28 protein-coding genes are annotated in these 24765 nt (G+C 34.9%); 27 read left to right on the top strand and 1 reads right to left on the bottom strand.

All coding sequences use genetic code 11. The annotated features are described in order from the left end of the window. Positions 1-101 precede the first annotated feature (101 nt). The 5 genes from H560_RS0119885 (at position 102) to H560_RS0119865 (ending at position 4128) form a co-directional block, all read left to right on the top strand. Complete coding sequence (locus H560_RS0119885) at positions 102-1064, top strand: PhoH family protein (RefSeq protein WP_027381594.1); 963 nt, start codon at positions 102-104, stop codon at positions 1062-1064. A 145-nt stretch (positions 1065-1209) separates the two neighbouring features. Further along, positions 1210-1872: a porin family protein gene (locus H560_RS0119880; RefSeq protein ID WP_027381593.1), complete on the top strand. Its 663-nt coding sequence runs from the start codon at positions 1210-1212 to the stop codon at positions 1870-1872. A gap of 139 nt (positions 1873-2011) precedes the next feature. After that, on the top strand, positions 2012-2521 hold the full coding sequence (locus H560_RS0119875; protein WP_027381592.1) for a hypothetical protein: 510 nt from the start codon (positions 2012-2014) through the stop codon (positions 2519-2521). Positions 2522-2732: 211 nt separating this feature from the next. Then, positions 2733-3389, top strand: a complete 657-nt coding sequence (locus H560_RS0119870) for an outer membrane beta-barrel protein (RefSeq protein ID WP_027381591.1) — start codon at positions 2733-2735, stop codon at positions 3387-3389. Between the two features lie 94 nt (positions 3390-3483). Beyond that, entirely contained in the window at positions 3484-4128 is a 645-nt protein-coding gene (locus H560_RS0119865; RefSeq protein ID WP_027381590.1) for an OmpW family outer membrane protein, read from the top strand. Positions 4129-4294: 166 nt separating this feature from the next. On the opposite strand, the gene ffh is transcribed toward H560_RS0119865, so the two are convergent. Next, on the bottom strand, positions 4295-5656 hold the full coding sequence (gene ffh / locus H560_RS0119860; RefSeq protein WP_027381589.1) for a signal recognition particle protein: 1362 nt from the start codon (positions 5654-5656) through the stop codon (positions 4295-4297). A gap of 380 nt (positions 5657-6036) precedes the next feature. Here ffh and H560_RS0119855 point away from each other — a divergent pair, with 380 nt between their 5' ends. The 22 genes from H560_RS0119855 to H560_RS0119740 all read left to right on the top strand — a co-directional run bounded on the left by H560_RS0119855 (position 6037) and on the right by H560_RS0119740 (position 24586). Beyond that, positions 6037-6408, top strand: a complete 372-nt coding sequence (locus H560_RS0119855; protein ID WP_027381588.1) for a hypothetical protein — start codon at positions 6037-6039, stop codon at positions 6406-6408. Between the two features lie 59 nt (positions 6409-6467). Continuing rightward, positions 6468-7571, top strand: a complete 1104-nt coding sequence (gene atpB, locus H560_RS0119850) for a F0F1 ATP synthase subunit A (RefSeq protein ID WP_027381587.1) — start codon at positions 6468-6470, stop codon at positions 7569-7571. A 43-nt stretch (positions 7572-7614) separates the two neighbouring features. Further along, positions 7615-7809, top strand: coding sequence for an ATP synthase F0 subunit C (atpE, locus tag H560_RS0119845; RefSeq protein WP_002979108.1), 195 nt, complete (start codon positions 7615-7617; stop codon positions 7807-7809). An 87-nt stretch (positions 7810-7896) separates the two neighbouring features. Beyond that, the gene (locus H560_RS0119840) at positions 7897-8394 is read left to right on the top strand and encodes a F0F1 ATP synthase subunit B (protein ID WP_027381586.1); all 498 of its coding nucleotides are present in this window, start codon (positions 7897-7899) and stop codon (positions 8392-8394) included. A 2-nt stretch (positions 8395-8396) separates the two neighbouring features. Continuing rightward, positions 8397-8936 carry an ATP synthase F1 subunit delta gene (atpH, locus tag H560_RS0119835; RefSeq protein WP_027381585.1) on the top strand — a complete coding sequence of 180 codons (540 nt, stop codon included), beginning with the start codon at positions 8397-8399 and terminating at the stop codon, positions 8934-8936. Between the two features lies 1 nt (position 8937). After that, positions 8938-9369: a hypothetical protein gene (locus H560_RS0119830; protein ID WP_027381584.1), complete on the top strand. Its 432-nt coding sequence runs from the start codon at positions 8938-8940 to the stop codon at positions 9367-9369. Positions 9370-9385: 16 nt separating this feature from the next. Next, a complete protein-coding gene (gene atpA, locus H560_RS0119825) occupies positions 9386-10963 on the top strand; it encodes a F0F1 ATP synthase subunit alpha (protein WP_027381583.1) in 1578 nt (525 codons plus the stop codon). A 74-nt stretch (positions 10964-11037) separates the two neighbouring features. Then, positions 11038-11901, top strand: a complete 864-nt coding sequence (gene atpG / locus H560_RS0119820; protein WP_027381582.1) for an ATP synthase F1 subunit gamma — start codon at positions 11038-11040, stop codon at positions 11899-11901. A 99-nt stretch (positions 11902-12000) separates the two neighbouring features. Further along, a complete protein-coding gene (locus H560_RS0119815) occupies positions 12001-13359 on the top strand; it encodes a hemolysin family protein (RefSeq protein WP_027381581.1) in 1359 nt (452 codons plus the stop codon). Between the two features lie 11 nt (positions 13360-13370). After that, complete coding sequence (locus H560_RS0119810; protein ID WP_027381580.1) at positions 13371-13676, top strand: ATP-dependent Clp protease adaptor ClpS; 306 nt, start codon at positions 13371-13373, stop codon at positions 13674-13676. 136 nt (positions 13677-13812) lie between these two features. Continuing rightward, the gene (locus H560_RS22115) at positions 13813-15273 is read left to right on the top strand and encodes a M36 family metallopeptidase (RefSeq protein WP_081414016.1); all 1461 of its coding nucleotides are present in this window, start codon (positions 13813-13815) and stop codon (positions 15271-15273) included. 39 nt (positions 15274-15312) lie between these two features. Further along, positions 15313-15630: a T9SS type A sorting domain-containing protein gene (locus tag H560_RS22110; RefSeq protein ID WP_051289407.1), complete on the top strand. Its 318-nt coding sequence runs from the start codon at positions 15313-15315 to the stop codon at positions 15628-15630. A gap of 119 nt (positions 15631-15749) precedes the next feature. After that, a complete protein-coding gene (gene udk, locus H560_RS0119795) occupies positions 15750-16364 on the top strand; it encodes a uridine kinase (RefSeq protein WP_027381579.1) in 615 nt (204 codons plus the stop codon). Between the two features lies 1 nt (position 16365). Continuing rightward, positions 16366-16722, top strand: a complete 357-nt coding sequence (locus H560_RS0119790; RefSeq protein ID WP_027381578.1) for an FtsB family cell division protein — start codon at positions 16366-16368, stop codon at positions 16720-16722. A 104-nt stretch (positions 16723-16826) separates the two neighbouring features. Then, on the top strand, positions 16827-17978 hold the full coding sequence (locus tag H560_RS0119780; protein ID WP_027381577.1) for a methylmalonyl-CoA mutase family protein: 1152 nt from the start codon (positions 16827-16829) through the stop codon (positions 17976-17978). Then, positions 17978-18421: a DinB family protein gene (locus H560_RS0119775; RefSeq protein WP_027381576.1), complete on the top strand. Its 444-nt coding sequence runs from the start codon at positions 17978-17980 to the stop codon at positions 18419-18421. Before H560_RS0119780 ends, H560_RS0119775 begins: the two co-directional genes overlap by 1 nt. Positions 18422-18545: 124 nt before the next feature. After that, entirely contained in the window at positions 18546-18926 is a 381-nt protein-coding gene (locus tag H560_RS0119770; RefSeq protein WP_027381575.1) for a GxxExxY protein, read from the top strand. Between the two features lie 43 nt (positions 18927-18969). Continuing rightward, a complete protein-coding gene (locus tag H560_RS0119765) occupies positions 18970-20118 on the top strand; it encodes a class I SAM-dependent methyltransferase (RefSeq protein ID WP_027381574.1) in 1149 nt (382 codons plus the stop codon). Positions 20119-20173: 55 nt separating this feature from the next. Continuing rightward, positions 20174-20467, top strand: a complete 294-nt coding sequence (locus H560_RS0119760) for a hypothetical protein (protein ID WP_027381573.1) — start codon at positions 20174-20176, stop codon at positions 20465-20467. A gap of 167 nt (positions 20468-20634) precedes the next feature. Next, a complete protein-coding gene (locus H560_RS0119750) occupies positions 20635-22020 on the top strand; it encodes a dipeptidase (protein WP_027381572.1) in 1386 nt (461 codons plus the stop codon). Positions 22021-22141: 121 nt separating this feature from the next. After that, positions 22142-23074: a T9SS type A sorting domain-containing protein gene (locus tag H560_RS0119745; RefSeq protein WP_027381571.1), complete on the top strand. Its 933-nt coding sequence runs from the start codon at positions 22142-22144 to the stop codon at positions 23072-23074. A gap of 702 nt (positions 23075-23776) precedes the next feature. Next, positions 23777-24586: a T9SS-dependent choice-of-anchor J family protein gene (locus H560_RS0119740; protein WP_027381570.1), complete on the top strand. Its 810-nt coding sequence runs from the start codon at positions 23777-23779 to the stop codon at positions 24584-24586. Positions 24587-24765: the final 179 nt, after the last annotated feature.

Raw genomic sequence — 24765 nt, 5'->3', positions numbered from 1 at the left:
ATTTAAAAATAAAGGAAAGCCCGAACGATTGTGGAAAAGAATTTGATATAAATTTGAAAAAAAGGTTTAAATTTAAAATCTAAAATAAATACGAATACTGCATGTTTGAATTGACATATGATCTGGAAGATGTGGATGTAAAAATCTTCTATGGCGTTAATAACCAATATTTCAACCTAATAAAATCAAGTTTTCCGACACTGAAAATCACTGGAAGAGATCATTTTATTTTTGCAATGGGCAATCAGGAAGCACTTGATATTCTCAAACAAAAACTTAATGATATAGTAAAATTTATTTCTAAAAATAATTCTATTGATCTGAAAGACGTGGAAAATATCCTTAATCTGAAGGATGAAAACGAAAAGCAATTAGTTTTTGACCAGGATATTATTGTAAAGGGTGTAAATGGTAAAGTAATTAAAGCCAAAACCACAAATCTCAAAAAACTAGTAAAAGAAACCGAGAAAAAAGATATGGTTTTTGCCATCGGTCCTGCAGGAACCGGAAAAACATACACCAGTGTTGCATTGGCGGCAAAAGCTTTAAGAGATAAGGAAGTAAAAAGGATTATCCTTACAAGACCGGCCGTGGAAGCAGGGGAGAGCCTTGGCTTTTTGCCGGGTGACCTTAAAGAGAAGCTTGATCCCTATTTGCAGCCTTTATATGATGCGCTCAGGGATATGATTCCTCATGAAAAGCTGGAAGGTTTTATTGAGAAGAAAGTCATAGAAGTGGCGCCGTTGGCTTTTATGAGAGGAAGAACGCTGGATGAGGCTTTTGTAATTTTGGACGAAGCTCAGAATACAACGCATTCGCAGATGAAAATGTTTTTAACCAGAATGGGGATGAACGCGAAATTTATTATTACCGGAGACCCAAGTCAGGTAGATTTACCGCCGAGACAACAGTCAGGCTTAAAAGAAGCAATGAGAATTTTGAAGGATGTAAAAGAGATCGGTTTTGTACACCTTACGGAAGAAGACGTAGTGAGACATCCGGTGGTAAGAAAAATCATCCTGGCATACAATGATGAAGAAAAAAGGATGAGAAACGACGACTAAGTAGGCTATAGCTATAAAATAAAAAGCAGGGTAAATTAATTTTATCCTGCTTTTTTTGATATTAAAAGAATATAAAGTACCACATTCTTTATTATCTAAAAAAAAATACTATTTTTGCCATCGAATTAATAAAAAACTATTAAACATGAAGAAATTATTACTTCTTGCAGCAGTTGCTGTTATGGGAATGAGCGTGAATGCTCAGGAGTTTAGGTTTGGTCCTAAAGCTGGTTTCGCAATGTCAACTATCAAAGTTGATGATAAACAAGATGATTTATACAAAAGAAAAATGGATCCTAAATATACTTTCTATATAGGAGGTATGGCAGAATACAAAATCAGTGATAAATTTGGATTCCAAGGAGAGGTTTTATATTCTCAACTTGGAGGAAAAGAGCAAATTGAAGAAAGTGAAGGTGGTGTTTATGTTGGGGAACAAACAAAAGTGACTTTTGGAACTTTATTAGTACCTGTTTCGGCAAAATATTTTATTACAGAAGGTTTTTCTGTTGCCGCTGGTGTAAATTTCGGGATTATTCTTTCTGCAAAACAAAAAACTGTTATCGGAACAAATCTTCCTATCGATTTTGAGATTGAAGGAGGAGAAGGTGAGCAGGATATTAAAGATGATATCAAATCATTAAACCTGGCTCCATTTGTAGGTGTAGAATATATGTTAGAAAACGGATTGTTTTTCGATGCAAGATATAATCTAGGTGTTTCTAATTTATCAAATGATGGAAGTGGAGGTAAAGTTACAAACAGCTTTGCTCAAATAGGTGTAGGATTCAAATTTGGTGGTAACTAAGATTTTATCCATAAAAATGAAGAGGCGGGACAAACTATTGTTCCGCTTTTTGTTTGAAGTAGAGAATGTTATTAGTTGAATTTGTGGTATAAAAGAAAATATTTACTATTTTTGAGCCGAAAATTTTAAAATTATTAAAATGAAAAAACTATTATTACTAGGTGCTTTTGCATTCTTAGGAGGTGCAATGCAGGCGCAGGAAGGATTCAGATTAGGTGGTCACGTTGGGGCTCCGCTAGGGGATGCTTCTGATGCGGCAAGTGTAACACTGGGTATAGATGCTGCTTATATGTGGAATATCACAAAAGGGCTGGACATCGGGGTTACTACAGGATATTCTCATTTTTTCGGGAAAGATAATATAGATGATTTCGGTTTTATTCCGATCGCGGCTTCAGGAAAATATAAATTTGATAAAATTCCTCTTTTTGTAGGACTAGATTTAGGAGCGGCAATTTCTACCAGAGATTATATCAACAGCGGCTTATATGTAGCGCCAAGAGTAGGATACCAGATGAAAAGCACAGAATTGTACATTGGGTTCCAAAATATAGGAAGCAAACGTAAAAACCATAATGGATACTGGTATAATGATGATAGATTCAACTTCGGAGCCGTTAATTTCGGGGTGAACTTCTTCCTTAAGTAAATTCTTTTACAATAAACAAATCAAGCTCCGATTGAAAGATTGGAGTTTTTTCATTCAAAATTTTGTGAAAAAGTCAAAACGGTTAATTTAGTACGGTTTATTGTTGAAAATTGCTAATATTTATCAATGATATTAATCACGTTAACAAATTTTAATATTAGGGGATACCACTGTAAATTTGCCTTCAGAAAGTATTAAAATATTTAAAAAAATGAAAAAGGTATTATTAGCTGGTGCTGTTGCACTTTTCGGTTTATCTAATGCTCAAATCGCTAAAGGAACTGCTTATCTTTCAGGATCTGTAGGGTATGCTCAAGAAGAAACAAACAACGGAAACTATAAAAAAGAAGACTTTAACGTATTACCAAGAGTTGGATATTTTGTAGGAACAAACTTAGCAGTAGGATTAGGTGTAGGTTATCAGACTTCAAAAACTACTGAAACTACTACAACTTTATTGCCAGGAACTACAGTTGTAAGCGAGGATATTACTAAAAACCCTGCTTTTGTAGTAGAGCCTTTCGTAAGAAAATACTGGACTTTATCTGACAAGTTATACATCTTCGGACAATTAGCAGTACCAATGCAGTTTGGAAAAACTGAAACTGAAAGCAATACAGTAGCTACTACTGGATCTACTACAGTTACAAACTCTACATCTTCTGAAGCTAAATACACTCAGGTAGGTGTTACTGTGAAGCCAGGTTTAGATTATTTCTTAAACAAAAACTGGTCTATCGAAGCTACAATCGGTGAGTTCGGTTATAACAATTACAAGCCAAAAGATGGTGATGCTACGAACAACTACAGCTTTGGGTTGAACTTATCATCAGTTACTTTCGGAGTAAAATATGTTTTTGCTAAATAATTAACAAAGCATAAAAAAATAAAAGTCCTGAGTCTGCTCAGGGCTTTTCTTGCATATAATACAAATTAAACATTTAACTTAAAATTAAAAAATCATGAAAAAACTATTACTTGCAGGTGCAGTAGCACTTTTCGGACTTTCAAACGCTCAGATGACTAAAGGTGACTGGGTAATCAGCGGAAACACAGGTATGGGTTTCAACAGCGTAAACACAACTGTAAAAGTAGGAAGCCAGTCTGAAGACGGCCCTAAAGTAAGCACTTTCTCTATCACACCTTCAGTAGGGTATTTCGTAATGGACGGATTGGCTGTAGGTATTGATTTAGGATACAGCAACACAACTACAAAACAGGATGGTGATAAAGTTACTGTTTCTTCATTCTCTGTAATGCCTACTGCAACTTATTATTTCCAGACAGGAAGCAAGTTTGTTCCATTCTTGGGAGCAGGTATCGGATATGCTTCAAACAAAGTGAAATACAGCTTCAATGATGCTGTAATTGATCCTATTTTTATGTCTCAGGAAACTACTTCAGACGGTCTTGCATGGAAAGTGAAAGGAGGGGGTACTTACATGGCTACTCAGTCTTTGGGTATCAACTTAGGAGTATCTTACGATCAGTTTTCAAACAAAGAAACGATTATGAATACAGATGTTAAAACTAACGTAAAAACTTTCGGTGTAAACGTTGGTTTCTCTTATTTCATTAAAGGAAAAGCTCAGAAATCTGATAAATAAAAATTAAAAACTTTGTAAAAGATTTTAAACTTTGACAAAGTGCTGAAAAAAATCCGGCTCAGTTTTGAGTCGGATTTTTATTTTTAAAATTGAATTAAATTATTTTCCAAACCTAACAGGTTTTTAAAAACCTGTTAGGTTTATTATTAGTACTAGTCAGGTTAATTTATTTTCCAAACATTCCACCCATTCCCGGCATATTTGGCATTTTGCTCATCATCTGCATCATCTGCTTTCCTTGTGGGCCCTGCATCATCTTCATCATTTTACCCATCTGGTCGAATTGTTTCATCAATTGGTTTACATCTTCAATTTTTCTTCCCGCACCCTTTGCAATTCTGTTTTTTCTCTGAGTATTGATGATTGAAGGTCTTCTTCTTTCTTCCGGCGTCATAGAATAAATAATGGCTTCAATATGTTTGAACGCATCATCGCTGATTTCCACATCCTTAATTGCTTTTCCAACGCCCGGGATCATCCCCATCAAATCTTTCATGTTACCCATTTTCTTGATTTGATTGATTTGCTTTAAGAAATCATCAAAACCGAACTCGTTTTTAGCGATTTTCTTGTGAAGTTTTTTAGCTTCCTCTTCATCAAACTGCTCCTGAGCTCTTTCTACTAAGGAAACAACGTCTCCCATTCCCAGGATTCTGTCCGCCATCCTTTCCGGATAGAAAAGGTCTAAAGCCTCCATTTTCTCACCTGTAGAAATGAATTTAATTGGCTTTTCAACTACCGAGCGGATCGTCAAGGCAGCTCCACCACGCGTATCACCGTCTAATTTGGTTAAAACAACCCCGTCAAAGTTCAAAGTATCGTTAAAGGCTTTAGCCGTATTCACAGCATCCTGACCTGTCATGGAATCAACAACGAAAAGAGTTTCATTAGGTGTAATAACAGAGTGAACCGTTTTAATCTCTTTCATCATCTGCTCATCAATCGCCAAACGACCAGCCGTATCCACGATTACAACATCATGGCCATTAGATTTAGCAAAATTGATAGCATTTTGAGAGATGCTTGAAGGATCCATCGAACCTTCTTCCGTGAAAACAGGAACCCCAATTTGTCCTCCTAAAACTTTAAGCTGATCAATCGCAGCAGGACGATAAACGTCACACGCTACCAATAGAGGTTTTTTATTTCTTTTTGTCTTTAAATAATTGGCTAATTTTCCGGAAAAAGTAGTCTTACCCGAACCCTGAAGGCCGGCAATAAGGATTACAGACGGCTTTCCTGAAAGATTAATACCTTCCTGGGAACCACCCATAAGATCTACCAGCTCATCATGAACAATTTTCGTCATCAGCTGTCCCGGAGTAAGCGATGTAAGAACGTTTTGTCCTAATGCCTTATCCTGAACTCTTTTGGTAAGATCCTTTGCAACTTTATAATTAACATCGGCATCTACCAATGCTCTACGAATTTCTTTTACGGTTTCCGCAACGTTGATCTCCGTGATTTTTCCTCTCCCGGAAATATTATGAAGCGCCTTGTCTAATTTATCCTGTAAACTATTAAACATATGTATTGTAAATTATAGGTCTGCAAAAATAAGGAATTTTTAGTATATCTAAAGACTTTGGTACGTAATATTATATATATGTAAATTAATATTGCTGGATTTTATTTGAAGCTTAATCCCGCTTTCCACTGTATCTTTTGATTACGGCTTCCGCTTCGCTCCAGCCGCAACCAAAAGGATGCCGTTTCAATCGGGGCTAGGATGGAAGTCTTTTTTCAGGATCAGTCATTGAGAGCAAAGCGAAGCAATCTCAAAATGTAATCAAAGTTGGGTTAATCGGGATGATAAAAATCAAATCATAGTATAATCCGATAGAAAAAGTCTATTTTTGCCATAAATTAAAATTAGCCTAATAAACGCTAGGGTAAAATAGATTTAAAATGAAAGCTAATCCCAATATTCTGGTTACGGTATTGTTTTTTTTAACGTTTCTCGTTCATTTTTCTCTGTGGAAATTTGTTTTTCATCTGGATGAAATCGTAATCGTGAAATTTTATTTATTCTTAAGTGTGATGTTTATGCTGATGATCACGCTTATTGTTTTAATTAACAAAGTGGCTCCTGAGTTTTTAGGGTTGTCTGTTATCGGATTGATATTATTAAAATTCGGTTTAATGTATTTAATCAGGAAAAAATTAAACTTTGAAGTGATTCCTGGCTATAAATTTCATTTTATCATGCCTTATTTTGTCCTGACAACGCTCCTTACATACTATGCGATTAAGCTAATTAATCATGACAAAAAACAGTAAAATTATTTATTGAAACTAGAAAAAATATTATATTTTTGCACAACGAAAAAAACCTATCAATGTTTAAGAAATTCGCAGTTTTATTCTACAGTATTTTTGTATTAAACTTAGTGTCTGCACAGCACGGTGAGGCTACTGCTGAGGCAGGTTCTGCTACAACAGAGCTTTCAGAGAAAGACAAAGTAAGTAAAGAAAACAAAGAGTTCATCGAACATCACTTGTTAGATGCTCACGACTTTACATTGATGGTAGACAAAGAAGGTCACCACATCGGTTTTCCTCTTCCTGTTATTTTCTATGACAACGGTATCCACGCTTTCATGAGTAATGCTAAAGAAGGTTTTATGCATGGAGAGCCAACTGAAGTTGATGGAAATTTTTACAAGCTTCACCACGAAAAGATCTATAAAACTGATGCAGCCGGAACTTTAACATTCGATGAAAAAGGACACGCTACTTCAGAAAAAGTATTAGACTTATCGATTACGAAGAGTGTTTTAATTATCTTATTAACGTCAATCTTCATGTTCTTATTATTCACAGGAATGGCAAGATCATACAAAAAATCTCAGGTTCCTACAGGCGCAGCGAAATTTTTGGAGCCGTTGGTAATCTTCGTAAGAGACGAAATCGCTATCCCGAATATCGGGCACAAGTATAAAAGATTTATCGGTTATTTATTAACGGTATTTTTCTTTATCTTATTTTTAAACGTATTAGGATTAATGCCTTTCGGAATCAATGTTACAGGTAATATTACCATGACATTCTTCTTAGCGATCCTTACTTATTTAATTACTACATTCTCTGCAAACAAAGATTACTGGAAGCATATCTTCTGGATGCCAGGAGTACCTGTGCCAATGAAATTGATCATGCTGCCAATCGAGTTATTAGGAACAATCACCAAGCCTTTCGCATTGATGATCCGTCTTTTTGCAAATATGACTGCAGGACACATTGTAGTAATGAGTTTGATCGGGTTGATCTACGTATTTAAGAATGTTATTGCAGGTGTTGCATTCCCGTTCTTAACATTAGTGATTTATTTATTGGAAGTGCTGGTTGCATTCTTACAGGCTTATATCTTTACCATGTTATCAGCTTTGTTTATCGGAATGGCAGTACAGGAGCACGAGCACGAACACCACGCTGCTCACTAATTAAAGAAATTAAATTGAAACAAATTTTTTAAAATTATATATTATGGAAATCCCTAAAATTGTAGGTGCTGGTATCGTAGTACTAGGTGTAGGTATCGGTCTTGGTAAAATCGGAGCTGCTGCTCTTGAGGCTATCGCTAGACAACCGGAACAATCTGGAAAGATCCAAACAGCTATGCTTATTGCAGCTGCACTTGTAGAAGGTGTTGCGTTTGCTGCTCTATTCGCAGTAAACTAATTAAAACTAAAGCCACTATCCGTAACGGTTGGTTACAGATAGTGGTTATTTAAGAAAAAAAGTAATAATTATTTATACATTAATATAATGGAATTAATTCACCAGTTTTCATCAGGACTATTTATTATCCAAACTATTATTTTTCTAGCATTGCTATTTTTGTTAGGTAAATTTGCTTGGAAGCCTATTTTAAAATCTATTAACGACAGAGAAACTTCTATTGTTGATGCTCTTAATCAAGCTACATTGGCTAGAAAAGAAATGGAAACTTTAAAAGAGGATAACGAAAGAATCATTCGTGAGGCTAAAGTAGAAAGAGATGCTATCCTTAAAGAAGCAAGAGAAATTAAGGAAAGGATCGTAGGTGAAGCTAAAGATGCTGCTAAAGCTGAAGGAGACAAAATGATTGAAGCTGCTAAACAAATGATCAATGCTGAGAAAAATGCTGCCATGGCAGATATCAAATCTCAGATCGGAACTTTATCAGTAAACATCGCTGAGTCTATCCTGAAACAAAAGCTTGACAACAGTGAAGCTCAAAATGAATTAGTTCAGAATTATTTAAACAAATCAAACCTTAACTAAGAATGCTTACATCTAAAGTAGCTAAAAGATACGCACAAGGTTTACTTGATTTCACAAACGAATCAGGGCAAACGGCTACTGTATTTTCTGAAATGAAAGATGTAGTGAAAATCATGAAAGAATCTCAGGATTTGAATAAATTCTTCATGACCCCTTACATTGATTCTAAAAAGAAAATAGAGGTAGCAAAAGAGATTTTCAAGAGTTTATCACCTTCTTCACAGAATTTGATTACTTTGATTATCAGACAGGGAAGAGAAAACCAGCTGAAAAATATCGCTCAGGAATTCATCAATAAAGTTGAGGATATTAACGGAATACAGAGAGTAACGCTTACAACTGCAACTCAGCTTTCAAAAGAAAACCTTGATCAGATCCTGAAATCTACAAACCTGGTAAATGTAAACTCAAACTTCGACTTAAAAGTAAATGTAAAACCTGAAATTTTAGGAGGTTACGTTTTAAGAGTTGGAGACCAGCAGGTAGATGCATCTGTAAAGTCCAAGCTTAATCAGGTTAAAAAAGATTTTAGCTTAAATTAATATGAAAAAGGTTTTATATATATCGATACTTTCTTTTTCATTTTTAGCTTTTGGTCAAAAAGTTAAGATTAAAAAAGATAAAGTTTTTATCGATGACAAAGTGACCTATCATATTGAAAAGAATGATTTTAACTTTATTTTATCAGATATAAAGGATAATGAAATTATTTCGGCCGTGGGATCTACTTATCAGGTTCGTAAAACCCCGCCAATTTATCCTAATGAATCTCCATACTGGACAAGGGTTATCTATACGGTAAGATTTTTAAAATATAATAAAGAACTTGTTACAGATTTAGATGATAAAGATATTATTAAAAATATTTATAAGTCTGGCATTTTTGATGAAAACGGTAATGCAGACGAATCAAAAATCGATCTATTCATCGCTAAATATTCTAATGAAGATCTAAAATTAAAACTTTTTAAATAAGAAAAACAACCATACAATGGCAGAAATAAATCCGGCAGAAGTATCTGCGATCTTAAAACAGCAATTGGCCAACTTCGATACTCAATCAAACGTTGAGGAAGTAGGTACAGTTTTAACCATCGGTGATGGTATTGCTCGTGTATACGGGTTAGAAAACGTACAATACGGAGAGTTGGTGAAATTTTCTAGTGATGTAGAAGGTATTGTACTTAACCTTGAAGAAGACAACGTAGGTGTTGCTCTACTTGGTGAAAGTAAATTAGTAAAAGAAGGTGATACAGTAAGAAGAACAAACAGAATCTCTTCTATCAAAGTAGGAGAAGGAATGTTAGGAAGAGTAGTGGATACTCTTGGTAACCCTATCGATGGTAAAGGTCCTATTACTGGGGATTTATACGAAATGCCATTGGAAAGAAAAGCTCCCGGAGTTATCTACAGACAGCCGGTAACTGAGCCTTTACAAACAGGTATCGTTGCGATCGACTCTATGATTCCTGTAGGAAGAGGACAGAGAGAGCTTATCATTGGTGACAGACAGACAGGTAAAACTACTGTTGCGATCGATACGATCATCAACCAAAAAGAATTTTATGATGCAGGGAAGCCTGTATATTGTATATATGTAGCTATCGGACAAAAAGCGTCTACTGTAGCACAAATCGTTAAAACACTTTCTGATAAAGGAGCTTTAGCATATACTGTAATCGTTGCTGCTAACGCATCAGATCCGGTTCCGATGCAGGTATATTCTGCAATGGCAGGAGCATCTATCGGTGAGTTTTTCAGAGACACCGGAAGACCGGCACTTATCGTTTATGATGATTTATCTAAACAGGCGGTTGCTTACCGTGAGCTTTCTCTACTATTGAGAAGACCACCGGGCCGTGAAGCTTATCCTGGAGACGTTTTCTATCTTCACTCAAGATTATTGGAAAGAGCTGCGAAAGTTATCGCTGATGATAATATCGCAAGCCAGATGAACGATTTACCAGAGTCTTTAAGACCAATCGTGAAAGGTGGTGGTTCATTGACAGCCCTTCCAATCATCGAAACTCAGGCAGGTGACGTTTCTGCGTATATCCCTACAAACGTAATCTCTATTACAGATGGACAGATCTTCTTGGAGTCTGACTTGTTCAACTCAGGGGTTCGTCCTGCGATCAACGTAGGTATCTCTGTATCAAGGGTAGGAGGTAACGCTCAGATCAAATCAATGAAAAAAGTATCTGGTACTCTTAAATTAGACCAGGCTCAGTATAAAGAATTGGAAGCGTTCGCAAAATTTGGTTCAGACCTTGATGCTTCTACTTTAGCAGTTATCTCTAAAGGGGAAAGAAACGTGGAAATTCTTAAGCAGCCGGTAAACTCTCCACTTCCTGTAGACAGCCAGGTGGCGATGATCTACGCTGGAACAGAGAACTTGTTGAGAAACGTTCCTATCAGAAAAGTAAAAGAATTCCAAATCGAGTATATCGAGTTCTTAAGATCTAAGCACCCGGATACAATGGCTGCTATCAAAGCTGGAAAAATTGATGATTCAATTACTGGCGTTCTTAAGCAGGCTGCTAACGATTTAGCTGCAAAATATAACTAAAAAATTCAATGTTTAAGGTTTAGAATCTGTGTTTTAAACCTTAAACTTTAGACCTTAAACCTTGAACCAAAATAATGGCAAACTTAAAAGAAATACGAGGTAGAATTACGTCAATTTCATCTACGATGCAGATTACACGTGCTATGAAAATGGTTTCCGCAGCGAAACTTAAAAAAGCACAGGATGCCATCGTAATGCTAAGACCTTATTCTGAGAAATTACAGGAGCTTATCCAAAATGTAAATTCTAGCTCTGATCCTGATCAGGTTTCTGTTTATGCTCAAAAAAGAGAGGTTAAAAAAGTACTTTTCATCGCTATTACTTCAAACAGAGGTTTGGCAGGTGCTTTCAACTCTTCTATTGTAAAAGAGCTTAATCTACAGTTTCAGAATAATTCTCAATATGAAATTGAGGTTCTTCCTGTTGGTAAAAAGGCTTTTGATGCTGTAAGAAGAAATCGTACAGTGTACACCAATGCAAGCTCTGTGTATGATAACCTGAACTTTGATGTGGTGGCAAACGTTACAGAAGGAGTAATGACCAGCTTCAGAGAAGGTAAGTTTGATGAAGTTTATTTAATTTATAATAAATTCGTTAATGCTGCTACTCAGGAAGTTACTACAGAACAGCTTCTTCCTATTTCAATGCCTGAAACTACGGAGCCTCAGGTAGAAACAGATTATATTTTTGAACCAAACAGAACGGAAATCTTAGATAATCTGATTCCAAAATCTATCAAAACTCAGGTTTTTAAAGCAATCCTTGATTCAGTAGCATCTGAGCACGGAGCGAGAATGACTGCAATGCACAAAGCTACAGACAATGCACAGGCTTTGAAGAATGACCTTGTAATCTTCTACAACAAAGCAAGACAGGCTGCCATTACAAACGAGATCCTTGAAATCGTTTCCGGAGCTGAAGCCTTGAAAAATTCGTAAGAATTATTTTAACATAATATTAAAGCATCGCATACCACGATGCTTTTTTTGTTATTTTTATTTTGTATATATTTGTAGTAAATAAATTTACACTTCTAAATGGACTCGGACATAGTCAGGCTTTTGCTAGCCGTATTACTTGTTTTACTTAATGGCTTTTTCGTAGCCGCAGAATTTTCAATTGTTAAAGTTCGTTACTCGCAAATACAGCTAAAAGCCGCAGAAGGAAATTCTATGGCAAAGCAGGCAGAGCACATTATTAAGCATCTTGATGAATATTTATCTGCAACACAGCTTGGTATTACATTGGCTTCCCTGGCATTAGGTTGGGTGGGAGAGAGTGCAATGCATCATGTAATTGATAATATTTTCCATTCTCTAAATCTCAGCTTTAGCGAAGCAACGGTTACTACTATTTCATTGGTTCTTAGCTTTCTGATTATTACAGTAATGCATATCGTATTCGGTGAGCTTATCCCTAAATCAATAGCGATCAGGAAATCAGAATCCACCACCATGGCAACTGCGGTTCCTCTGAGGGTTTTTTATACTGTATTCAAGCCATTTATCTGGCTCATGAATTTAATGTCAAACGGTTTTTTAAGATTAATTAAAATTCATCCGGCATCCGAGCAGGAAATCCATTCTACTGAAGAACTGCAGCTTTTGGTAAAACAAAGTGCAGACAGCGGTGAAATTGAAGAGGAAAACTATGAGATCATTAAAAATGCGTTCGATTTTACAGATCATTCTGCAAAACAGATCATGGTTCCACGTCAGAATATTACATCCATTGATTTTGAACAAGATATCAATGAAATTATCAATAAAATTATGGACAGCGGATATTCCAGAATTCCTGTTTATGTAAATTCCATTGATAATGTAATTGGTGTTTTATATACAAAAGAAATTATAAGAGAATTCGTTAAAAGAAAAGGAGAGCTTAACCATGAGGATCTTAAAGAATTGATGAGGGATACCTTTTTTGTGGTTGGAAGTAAAAAGATATCAGATTTATTGAAAACTTTCCAGCAGAAAAAACAGCATTTAGCGATTGTAATTGATGAATTTGGAGGTACAGAAGGAATTATCACGCTTGAAGATATTCTGGAAGAACTGGTGGGAGAGATACAGGATGAAGAAGATGATGAAGACAAGGTGGTAGATAAAATTGCAGAAAACACTTATTGGGTGCAGGCAACACAGCCTTTGGATGAGATTAATGAATTTCTACCTAAAAAACTGCCTCTTCCTGAAGATAGTGAATATCATACTTTAGCCGGATTCATTCTTCACGAATTGGAAGACATCCCGGAAGAAAATGATGAATTTGACCTTGAAAATTATCATTTTAAGATTTTAAAAATGAATAATAAAAGCGTTGAGCTCGTGGAATTGGTTTACGAACAGCCAAATAATATCAATGACTTAGCAGAAAAATTAGGCGAAGTTTAAAACATTTAACAATGATTTTTTATAACAATATAAAAGATTACGAAGATCCAAAACGGCAGTATGAGGAAGAAGTACTTGTCATGGATGATACTGATGAAGTTTACAAGCTGGTTTTACATAATGATGATGTCCACACCTTTGATTATGTGATCGACTGTCTGATAGAAATTTGCAAACATACGCTTGAGCAAGCGGAACAATGTACCATTTTAGTACATTTTAAAGGTAAGTGCACAGTAAAAACCGGCTCAATGGAACTTCTCAAGCCGATGCATGAAAAATTGCTTTCAAGGGAATTAACAAGCGAAATAGTATAATTTAAAGCTCTGACAATAGTTGGAGCTTTTTTATTAATATATTTTCACTTTTCACTTAATTGTATTTGAAATTATTTAATTTTTTTTGATACTTTAATATTGTTTTAATACTTTTATGTATTAAAAATAATATTGTATGAAAATTAAAATTACTTCGTTATTTCTTGGCTGCGTATTGTCATGTTCTGCGCTCATGGGTCAGGAATCTTCCTTTGAAAATCCTGCAAGAAAATGGATTACAGAAAATTCCAGAAATCTTGGAGTTCAGAATTTTACAAATCTTAAATTAAATTTTGTAAAAAAAGGAAATGCGGGGGAAACATTACGTTTTCAGCAAATGATGAAAAATGTACCTGTTTTTCAGTCTGAAATCGTAGTACATTTTAATAGAGAAGGTAAGATTACCCATACTTCCACAGAAAGCTTAAAAAGAAATATCGCAGAAATAAATACCATTCCTTCTTTTTCGTCTGCTGAAGCATTGAAAAAGGCTCATTCTGCATCAAATTCAAAAGGAGAGGTTACTTATGAAGAAAATAAACTTTTTGTTTATGTTACGGACCAGAACGAAACAAAACTGGTTTACAGAATATTGACAAGCTCTTTTGATAATCCCGGAAACTGGGAGACTATAATAGATGCACAAACCGGAAACGTAATCAGCGTAAAGGATATTGCAGTTTATCACCATAAAACAAAAGAAAATCCGAAACCTAAAAAAAAATCTGTAGAGAAAAAGGAGACTAAGAAAGTATTGGTTACAGGCTCTGGATATATTTTCAATCCGGACCCTCTTTCGAAAATGCAGGTAGCTTATTCCGGGCAGTATGTTGATAATAATGATATTAATAATGCAAGCTTTGATGCTGCGAGAACATTAGTTACCATCCCGGAAGTAGATTTTAGCGGAGGAGTTTACAAATTAAAAGGCTCTTATGCCGAGATTAAAGACTTAGAAACACCTTCTACCGGTCTTTTTACACAGGCAACTAATCAGTTCTTATTTAATAGAAATGACCAGGGATTTGAAGCTGTAAATGCTTACTGGCATATTGATAACAGCTTTAGATACATTAATCAGACATTGGGAATTGCATGTATACCATTAACAAATGCCGGAATTTTATGGTTTGATCCGCACGGATTGGATGGCGATGATAATTCTTACTACAGCAACGGCAGATTAGTTTTCGGAGAAGGAGGGGTGGATGATGCAGAAGATGCTGATGTTATTCTGCACGAATTAGGCCACGGAATTCATGACTGGCTTACAGGCGGGAATCTGTCTCAGGTTCAGGGACTGAGTGAAGGATGTGGAGATTATTGGGCTCAGTCTTATAGCAGAAGCCTTAATCAGTGGCCATCATCTGCACCGGCTTACCATTGGATGTTCAGCTGGGATGGGCATAACCAATATTGGGCCGGAAGAACTACAAATTATTCAGCAACGTATCCGGGAGGGCTTACTTCAAGCATACACTCAAACGGACAGATCTGGGCAACCGCTTTAATGAGGATTTACAACAAAATCGGTAAAGAAAAGACAGACAGAGCGTTTTTGGAAGGCTTAAGCATGACCAGCTCAGCTACCAATTAGCAGCAGGCGGCAATCGCAGTAAGACAGGCGGCAATTGATATGTTGGGAACTTTCGGTTTCAACTGTAATGACATTACACAGATTACACAGGAATTTACTGCAACAGGCTATGTTTTGCCTGCCTATAAAAAGGAAATAATTGCCATTTATCCTAACCCGGTATCTGATATTTTAAATATTTCCATGAAAATCAGCAAAGAAGAAAAAGTGGAAATCTACAATATGGAAGGACGAAAAGTAATGGAAACAACGATAGATAAAGGAAAAAATACAATCAGTGTTTCACATTTGCAGGTCGGAGATTATATCTTAAAGATAAAAGGCCTGGAACTGTCTACGAAATTCATCAAAAAATAAAAATTAAATCCGGTGTTTCTACATCGGATTTTTTTGTGAGAATAAAATCGATCTTTATATTTTATTTGCATTCATCTAAAATAGTATATTTGTAAAAACTATAAAGAAACAAAAAAAGAATGCTTGTAATAGGAATTGCAGGAGGTACCGGATCCGGCAAAACTACGGTTGTTGATAAGATTATTCAGCAGCTCGATATCGAAGGAATGAACATATTATCGCAGGATAATTATTATCATGATAATCATAACCTTACGCTTACAGAAAGAGAAGCTTTAAATTATGATCATCCAAAATCCATCGATTTTGATCTATTGATAAAACATGTAAAAGCTCTGAAAAGAAATGAGCCGATAGAACAGCCGATTTATAGCTTTGTAACCCATTCCAGAACCGGAGACCATGTCACTGTAGAACCTAAAAATGTATTGGTAGTAGAGGGGATTTTGGTGCTTACCAACAAGGAACTTTTGAAGGAATTTGATTTAAAAGTTTTTGTACACGCTGATTCAGATGAAAGACTGATCAGAAGAATTAAAAGAGATACCCAGGAAAGAGGCCGGGATCTTAACGAAGTTCTGCACCGTTACCAGACTACTCTCAAGCCGATGCATCAGGAATTTATAGAGCCTTCCAAAAACGATGCGGATCTTATCATCCCAAATATGAGGCAAAATTCCGTGGCGATTGATTTTTTAACTACTGTTATCAGAAACTCGTTGAAAAAACATTAAAATGAAAGAAAATAAGCTTATTAAAGATATCCAGCCAAAGTCTGAGACTTTAAGACTAATTCAGAAGTATGTTTTGAATAAATATACCATTACTATATGTTTATTCCTGGTTTGGATGATTTTCTTTGATAAAACTTCGTTTTTGGTGATCAATGAACTGAATGGTGAGATCAACAAATATGAAGAACAGCTTCAATATTATAAAACCGAATACGAAAAAAATGATGCGTTTTATAAAAAACTGATGAATAATAAATCTGAAAAAGAAAAATACGCCCGAGAAAATTATTTCATGAAAAAACCAAATGAAGAGATTTTCATCTTGGTAGCCGATAGCACGAATGTGGCTAAAAAATAATTTTAAAGTGAATGGGGCAATTGTAAATTTTGCTTCGCAAATGAATTTTAAATTGACAAGCAAAGCGGATTGACTATTCACAATTCACAACTCAAAATAAAACTATGTCACATACAGCCTGGGAAAATTTAGTACAGAAACAACTTAAAACAGACGATATTTACGCAATCCTTAAAAAAGAAAATCTTGAAGGAATTGAAGTAAAGCCTTTTTACAATACGGTTTTAAAACCTTTGGCCAATCTGCCGAAAGTGGAAGAGAATACGCATTTGGTGGCGAGATATCATGAAAGCCTGGAAGAAGATGTTTTTGCATTTATCTTGAATCACAATGTAGAAAACCTTGAGCAGAAAACTATTTTTGTTGACAATGTAGATTTAGCAGGGCATATCAGCCCGAAAGAAGAAGATCAATATTTTTCATTAATTGATGTTTTTGACGAAAAAGAGGCCGTAATTAATGATCAATTAGTGAAAGAATTACTGGCTAAACAGTTCAGAAGAAATATTTGTGTAGATATTTCACTTCACCAGAATGCAGGGGCGGCCATTTATCAGCAGTTGGGAATTGCTTTGGCAAAAACAAAAGAACTGGTGGAGGTTTATGGTGAAGGGATTTTGAACAAACTTATTTTCAGAATTGCTGTTGGAGGAAATTATTTCTTCGAAATGGCAAAATTGAGGGCTTTTAAAATTGTATTTAACCAGCTCTCAAAAGAATATAATTCAGACCAGATTCCATATATTTTTGCAGAAACTTCTTTAAGAAATAAAGCAATTTCTGACAATGAAAATAACCTGATTCGTTCTACTTTAGAGTTGGCTTCCGCAATGATTGGCGGTGCTGATGCGGTTTTCAGCAACAATTATCTTGTAGACAGAAGCACGGAAAATTCTGAAGAAATCTCCTTTAAACAACAGATTGTCCTGGCTTATGAAAGTATTATCAATGTTTTTGAAGATGCCTCAAACGGAAGCTATTATGTAGAAGATATTACCCAGCAGATCGCTGAAAAGTCCTGGGCATTATTTGTTGAAATTGAAGAAGCCGGAGGTTATCTTGAGCTTTTAAAAAAGGGAATTATTCAGAAAAAAATCTACGATCATGCCATTGAAGAGCAAAAATGGGTGGAAGAAGGGAGAATAAAGCTGATCGGAGTTAATTTATATCCGAAATTAGACGTTAAAAAGTCTGTCGAGGAATTATACAACGAGAAAGAAATTAAAGCGGTTCGCTGGGCTGAAATGTTTGAATAATGGAAGAAAAGCTAGTTGATTTATTTGAATATACTTATCACTTCAATAAAGAGATGATAAAGCTCATCTCTGAAAACTTAGAAAAAGTTGATGAAAAAACAATGAGTTTGATTAATCATACTTTAAACGCACAGCAAATCTGGAATGCCAGAATTTTGGGTGAAGAACCGACGTTTGAGGTGTGGCAGATTAACCCTTTTGAAGCTCTGGAAGAAATTAATAAACAAAACTTTGAGAAAAGCATTAAAATTGTTCAGGATTTTGATCTTGATCAAAGAATTGAATATCATAATTTAAGAGGGACAAAATTTGAAAACAGTATTTTTGAAATGCTGTTTCAGGCGATCAATCACTCAACCTATCACCGCGGGCAGATCAATTCGCTTTTAAAGCAAACCGGTATTAACCCAATATTGACAGATTATATTTTTTATAAAAGATAAATGAAGGATTAATATCTGTAAATCTGAGAAAATCTGTGGTCAAAAGTTAAAACCACAGATTTTCTCAGATTTACACAGATGACTGTGCTGGAACAGAGCATAATTAAATAAAAACACACTTAAGATGAAAGAAAATGAGATAAGCTTTTATGTCAGAAAATCAATATTTTCTGTTTACAATGAACTTGGACCTGGCTTATTAGAGAAGGTTTATGAGAATGTTTTAATTCACGAACTGCAAACCAACGGGCTGAATGTAAAAGCTCAGGTTCCGATGAAAGTTAAATATAAAGAAATTTTTATTGATTCAAGTTTTATTGCAGATATTATTGTGGAAAATAAAGTTATCATTGAAGTTAAAGCTGTATCAGAAATTAAAAATATTCACCATCAGCAGTTATTGACCTATCTAAAATTAACAGGTTTAAAATTAGGTATTTTGGTAAATTTTAATACTGATTATATTGATAAAAGTATTTTTAGAAAAATAAATGGATATTTATAGCTGATAAATAAAAGAAATCATCTGTGTAAATCTGAGAAAATCTGTGGTCAAAGAAATTCTAAAAGCAAAAATTCAAGAATACATCAAAGCAAATCTAAACACAGATTTGCATACTTTATTATTAAAAAAATCCCCATTTCCCGAAGTTTCCATGCAGGAAATTGTACAACAGATCAAAGGAAGGCTTATTGCACAGAAAAAATTTCCTTTTTTATTGAAGGAAGAAATTATTTTTCCTCCCCAACTCAATCTGGAGCAATCTTCATCTGAAAAAACAGCGGCTTATAAATCCGGAATTCTAAAAGGTGAAAAGTTTATCGACCTTACCAGTGGTTTCGGGATTGATGCCTATTATTTATCTCAAAATTTTAATGAAATTACTTTAATTGAGCAGAACGCTGAGCTGTTGGAAATTGTAGCGCATAATTGGAATATTTTAGGTAGAAAAGCAAGATTCATCAATGAAAAACTTGAAAATTTTCTTGACGAAAATAAAGAGACATTTGATGTAATTTACCTTGATCCGGCGAGGAGAGACCAAAATAAAAACAAAGTTTTCCTTCTCGAAGATCTTTCGCCCAATATTCTTGAAATTCAGGAAAAGCTGCTGTCCATATCGAAAGAAGTGGTGATCAAGCTTTCACCGCTGATCGATTTAAAATATCTTGTTTCGGTGGTAAAAAATATTTCAAGAATTGAGATTATTGCGATAAAAAATGATGTAAAAGAGGTAGTTGTGTTTTTATCAAACCAAAATTCGGGTGAAATTACATGCAATTGTGTGAATCTTGAAACTGAAGAACCGGCTTTTAGTTTTGCTTTTGGAGAAGAAGAAAATGCCTGTCCGGAATATTCTGAACCGGAAAAGTTCATCTATATTCCGAATAATTCGATTTTAAAGGCGGGGAGCTTTAATTTAGTTTCAGAAAAATTTGGTGTGAAAAAACTGCACCCCAATACTCATATTTACACTTCGGAAAAAAGGATGGAAAATTTTCCGGGCAGAATGTTTGAGACGGAAGTAATTGATGCTAAACAGATTAAAAAGAAAACCCAGTACAATATTATTTCAAAAAACTATCCGCTGAAACCGGATGAAATCAAAAAGAAATATGGCTTAAAAGACGGCGGAGAAAGCTATCTTATTTTTACACAATCCAAAAAAGGTAAAATAATTTTAAAATCAGTATAAAAATGTTGCCGAAAAATGTAGGATTTCTTAATTTTGGGCAATCAAAAATTTAAGCATGAGAAAATTAATTATATGTTTAGCTGTTGCTACTGTTGCTGTAAGCTGCAAAAAAATTCAGGCTGGTGGTAATAAAGGTACATTGAAGCTGGAAGAAGGAGTAGAAAGATACTCTGATGATGAGCAGACCAGCGGAGAGCAGGACAAGCTTTCTGAATACAGAGGAGATGCTCATGGAGGACATGAAGCGCCTGCAAAAACAGATACGGCTGCTGCTGCAAAACATGAAGCTGCACATGCAGAAGGTGAAGTAAAACCGGCGGAAGCTCAGACTCCAAAAGCTGAACACTAATTATCTGAACAATATAAAAATGCCCTGCAAACGCTGTAGGGCATTTTTTTATGGAATAAACCGGATAAAGAATTAATTTTCAGTTGATAATAAACCTGAGGAAAATTATATGTTTTTGTTTGTTCCTGCAGGTCATTTTTTTTACTTTTAACGAAACAAAATTTATAATGCAAGAGACATTAAACTACATTAACGAAAACAAACAGCGTTTCGTGGATGAATTATTCGAATTATTGAGAATTCCTTCTATTTCTGCCGATCCGGCCTATAAAGATGACGTATTGAAGTGTGCGGATGTGGTAGCGGGCTTCCTTAAAAATGCAGGAGCTGATAATGTGGAAATCTGCCAGACAAAAGGATATCCTATTGTTTTCGGGGAAAAGTTTTTAGATAAAAGCCTGCCGACGGTATTGGTATATGGCCATTATGATGTTCAGCCTGCCGATCCTTTGGAATTATGGACAAAACCTCCTTTCGAGCCTTATATTGAAAAAACTGAGCTTCATCCGGACGGAGCTATCTTTGCAAGAGGTTCTGCAGATGATAAAGGACAGTTTTTTATGCATTTGAAGGCATTTGAAGCAATGATGAAAACGAATTCCCTGCCTTGTAATGTAAAATTTATTCTGGAAGGAGAAGAAGAGGTAGGTTCCGTGAGCCTTGGGGATTTTGTTAATGAAAATAAAGAAAAATTATCTTGCGATTGCATTTTAATTTCAGATACTCATATTTACAGCAATGAGCAGCCTACTGTTACAACAGGTTTGAGAGGCTTAAGCTATGTGGAAGTAGAGGTGGAGGGCCCAAACAGAGACTTGCATTCCGGGCTTTACGGAGGAGCTGTTCCAAACCCGATCCACGTACTTTCAAGAATGATCGCCAAGCTTATTGATGAAGACGGGCAGATCACTATTGATGGTTTCTATGACAATGTAGAAGATGTTTCAGACGAAGAAAGAGCTGAAATGAACAAGCTAAAGGACAATCCTGAAGAATTTAAAAAATCAATCGGGCTGAGTGGAGTGGAAGGTGAAGAAGGCTATACGACTCTTGAAAGAACATCTATTCGTCCAACTCTTGACTGTAACGGAATCTGGGGTGGATATACAGGGGAAGGCGCAAAAACGGTAATTCCTTCAAAAGCTTTTGCTAAAATTTCTATGCGTCTGGTTCCATATCAGACTCCTGAGGAAATTACTGAGAAATTCACAGCCTATTTTAAGAAAATTGCTCCACAGAATGTAAAAGTAAAAGTTACGCCTCACCATGGAGGTATGCCTTATGTTTTGCCAACGGATACAAAAGAGTTTCTGGCTGCAAAAAAAGCAATGGAAACAGCATTCGGGAAGGAGGTTCTTCCGTACAGAGGCGGTGGAAGCATTCCTATTACAGCCATGTTTGAGCAAGTTTTGGGGGCGAAATCTGTTTTAATAGGGTTCGGGTTAGATTCTGACGCTATTCACTCACCGAATGAACATTACGGATTATTCAATTTCTATAAAGGGATTGAGAGTATACCTTTGTTTTTTGAGAATTACAGTAAATTAATGTAAAAAAATATTCAAATTATATAAAGTCCTTAAGAATTTTTTTCTTGAGGACTTTTTTAATGGTTAAAATTTTTTAGTAATCTAAAACTTTATTATATTTATATCATTATAATAATTAAATTTTATGAAAAAAGTTTTATTTTCTATTTTATTGGGATTGTCTCAATTAGCCTTTTCTCAACAGCTAATTTCTTTTGAGACAAGCGAGGGATATACAGCTGCGAATATTGACGGGCAGCAAGGATGGACAACAACAGGAACTGCGACAGGCCAGCCTAATATTGCAAACCAAGTGGTGTCTACAGAACAGGCAGTGGGTGGAACACGATCTCTTAAAATAACGAGGGAGACAGCTTTTCCAGGCCAGGCTAATCCAATTGTAGGAGCGTTTAAGCAAATAGGCTCTTCAATTCCGTATAATAATTTTACTTTATCTTTTGATATTAAAATCACGGAGCAGACTGCCAATTCTTCCCTTTATGAATTCCAAACTGTAGGAACAGGTCCTACCGGAGGGGTGTATGTGATACGTCTTAGATTTACAGAAACGGGTACTATTTTAGCTGCACAAACTACAGGAGCTACATCTAATTTTGCCACTACTACCGGGACTTGGAGTCCAAATACGTGGTACAGAGTTAAAATCGTAGGTTCAGCAACGGGATTAACTTATTATCTAAATGGAACCCAGATATACACAGGGAATTTCTTCCAAAATTATCCATTCACTGAATTACGTTTTGTTCATGATAATTTCTCAGGAAGTGCATATATTGACAGAATAGCGATAAACAATGAGACTGTATTAGCTGTTCAAGAAAATGTAGAATTAACAAATAAAGAAATCACGATCTATCCAAACCCTACAACAGAAGTTATCAACATTAAATCTTCTTCTAAAATCAAAGGTATTGAAGTATTTGATATCTCAGGAAGAAAAATGAATGCTGAGCTGAAAGGAGATAAAGTAGACGTACGTGATCTTCCTGTCGGTTCTTATTTATTAAATGTATTGACTGAAGGAAGAAATTATTCGGAAAAATTCATTAAGAAATAAATATATCATTTTACAATAATTTAAACGCTCCAACCGGGGCGTTTTTTTTATATACTATTTTCCAAAGTATTTAATTCCATAAATCTGATTAAATAAAAGTTCTTTTAAAAGATATGGAATTGTAAACAATTAGGATACAGACTGCTCTGTTTATTTTTTAATTAAAATAAAATAAAATGAAAGGGTTAAAATAAGCCTACACTATTTTGTGAAAACTGAAGATTCAAAAAAATTCTCCTTTTTCTTGAATTAAAAAACGGCATCTGAAATAATAAGTATCGAAATTTATGATATAATGGAAGAAAGGTAGGAAGCCAGCAAAAAGGTAATACAGTAAATATTAGAAGCTTGCAGTCCGGAAACTATATTCTGAATATAAATACTAAGCAAGGTAAAACCTTTGGAAAATCATTAAAAAATAGACAATCCTATGAAAAGCGCTCCAAAAAATAGAGCGCTTTTTATTTATTTTTTCAATTAAAAGAAAAAGGAAAGGTTAAAAAAAAACTACATATTTTTTGTATAATAACGGATTTACAATAATGTCACTTTTTTTTGAATTAAAAATTTGTTTTTACATTGTCCTAAAATAAATTTGCATTGCGAATTAAATAATAGAAGTAGGAATTTATTAAAGTCAAAGACTTTTATTTTCTGTTTTTTATGAATTATTAATTTACTTAATCTTTTAATCAATACATTATGATGAAATCATTTTTACTTTTGGGAGCATTAGCAGCTGCAGCTGTTAACATGAATGCTCAGACTACACTTTTAAACGAAACATTTACTATAGCAGCAGATGATCAAAGCCTGCCAGCTGGATGGTCATCTCCTGATACAGATCAGAAATGGTATACTAGCATGACTAATGCAAATGATCTTACTCTATCTATGGGATTTTCGGGTCAGGTGGCTGTATCTTTTTTAGATTCCTCAAATCCTGCGGACTTGCTTATTTCTCCTGCTATCAGCTTGCCATCAGGCGGGGCATCCGTTTTATCATTTAAAATAGGAACATTTACAGGAGGAAGTATGTCTCCTGGTAACGCTCACTATGCAGTATATGCACTTCCCTCAACAAGTACTTTCACAGGAACTGAAACTCCGATACTTGAAGAAACAACTGCTACAGATGATACTGCACTAGCTAAAACAATTAGCCTTACTGCTTATCAGGGACAAAACATTAAACTTTATTTTAGGCATTTTAACAGTACAGCCGTAATTGTACTCTTAGATGACGTAAAAGTAATGGCTCCTACTGTATTAGGAACTGCTGAAACGCTTACAAAAGAACAGGTTGGTATTTATCCTAATCCTGCTACAGAATCCTTGACGGTGAAATCAAAATCAGATGTCATTAGTACAGAAATTTATGATCTTTCCGGAAGAAAACTAGACAATCAGCAGGGGAAAAATGTAAACGTAAGAAATCTTAAGCCGGGTAATTATATTTTGAATGTAAATACAAAAGAAGGCAAGACTTCCACTAAGTTTATAAAGAAATAATAAAATAAAAATATACTGGATTAATATTTTTTAGGCGCTCCCATTTGGGAGTGCTTATTTCTTATTAAATGATTAATTGAAAATCAGGCTATGTAAAACATAAATAAAATTTGCGATATAGGTTAAAAATTATTGTTAAAAGTTTAATTATAAGCATATTTTAAGGTTTAAAATGTTTT

It is taken from the genome of Chryseobacterium daeguense DSM 19388 (genome assembly GCF_000430825.1).
Taxonomy (GTDB): Bacteria; Bacteroidota; Bacteroidia; order Flavobacteriales; family Weeksellaceae; genus Chryseobacterium; species Chryseobacterium daeguense.
Note: the sequence above shows the minus strand (reverse complement) of the source record. Positions and strands in the feature narration are given on the sequence as shown.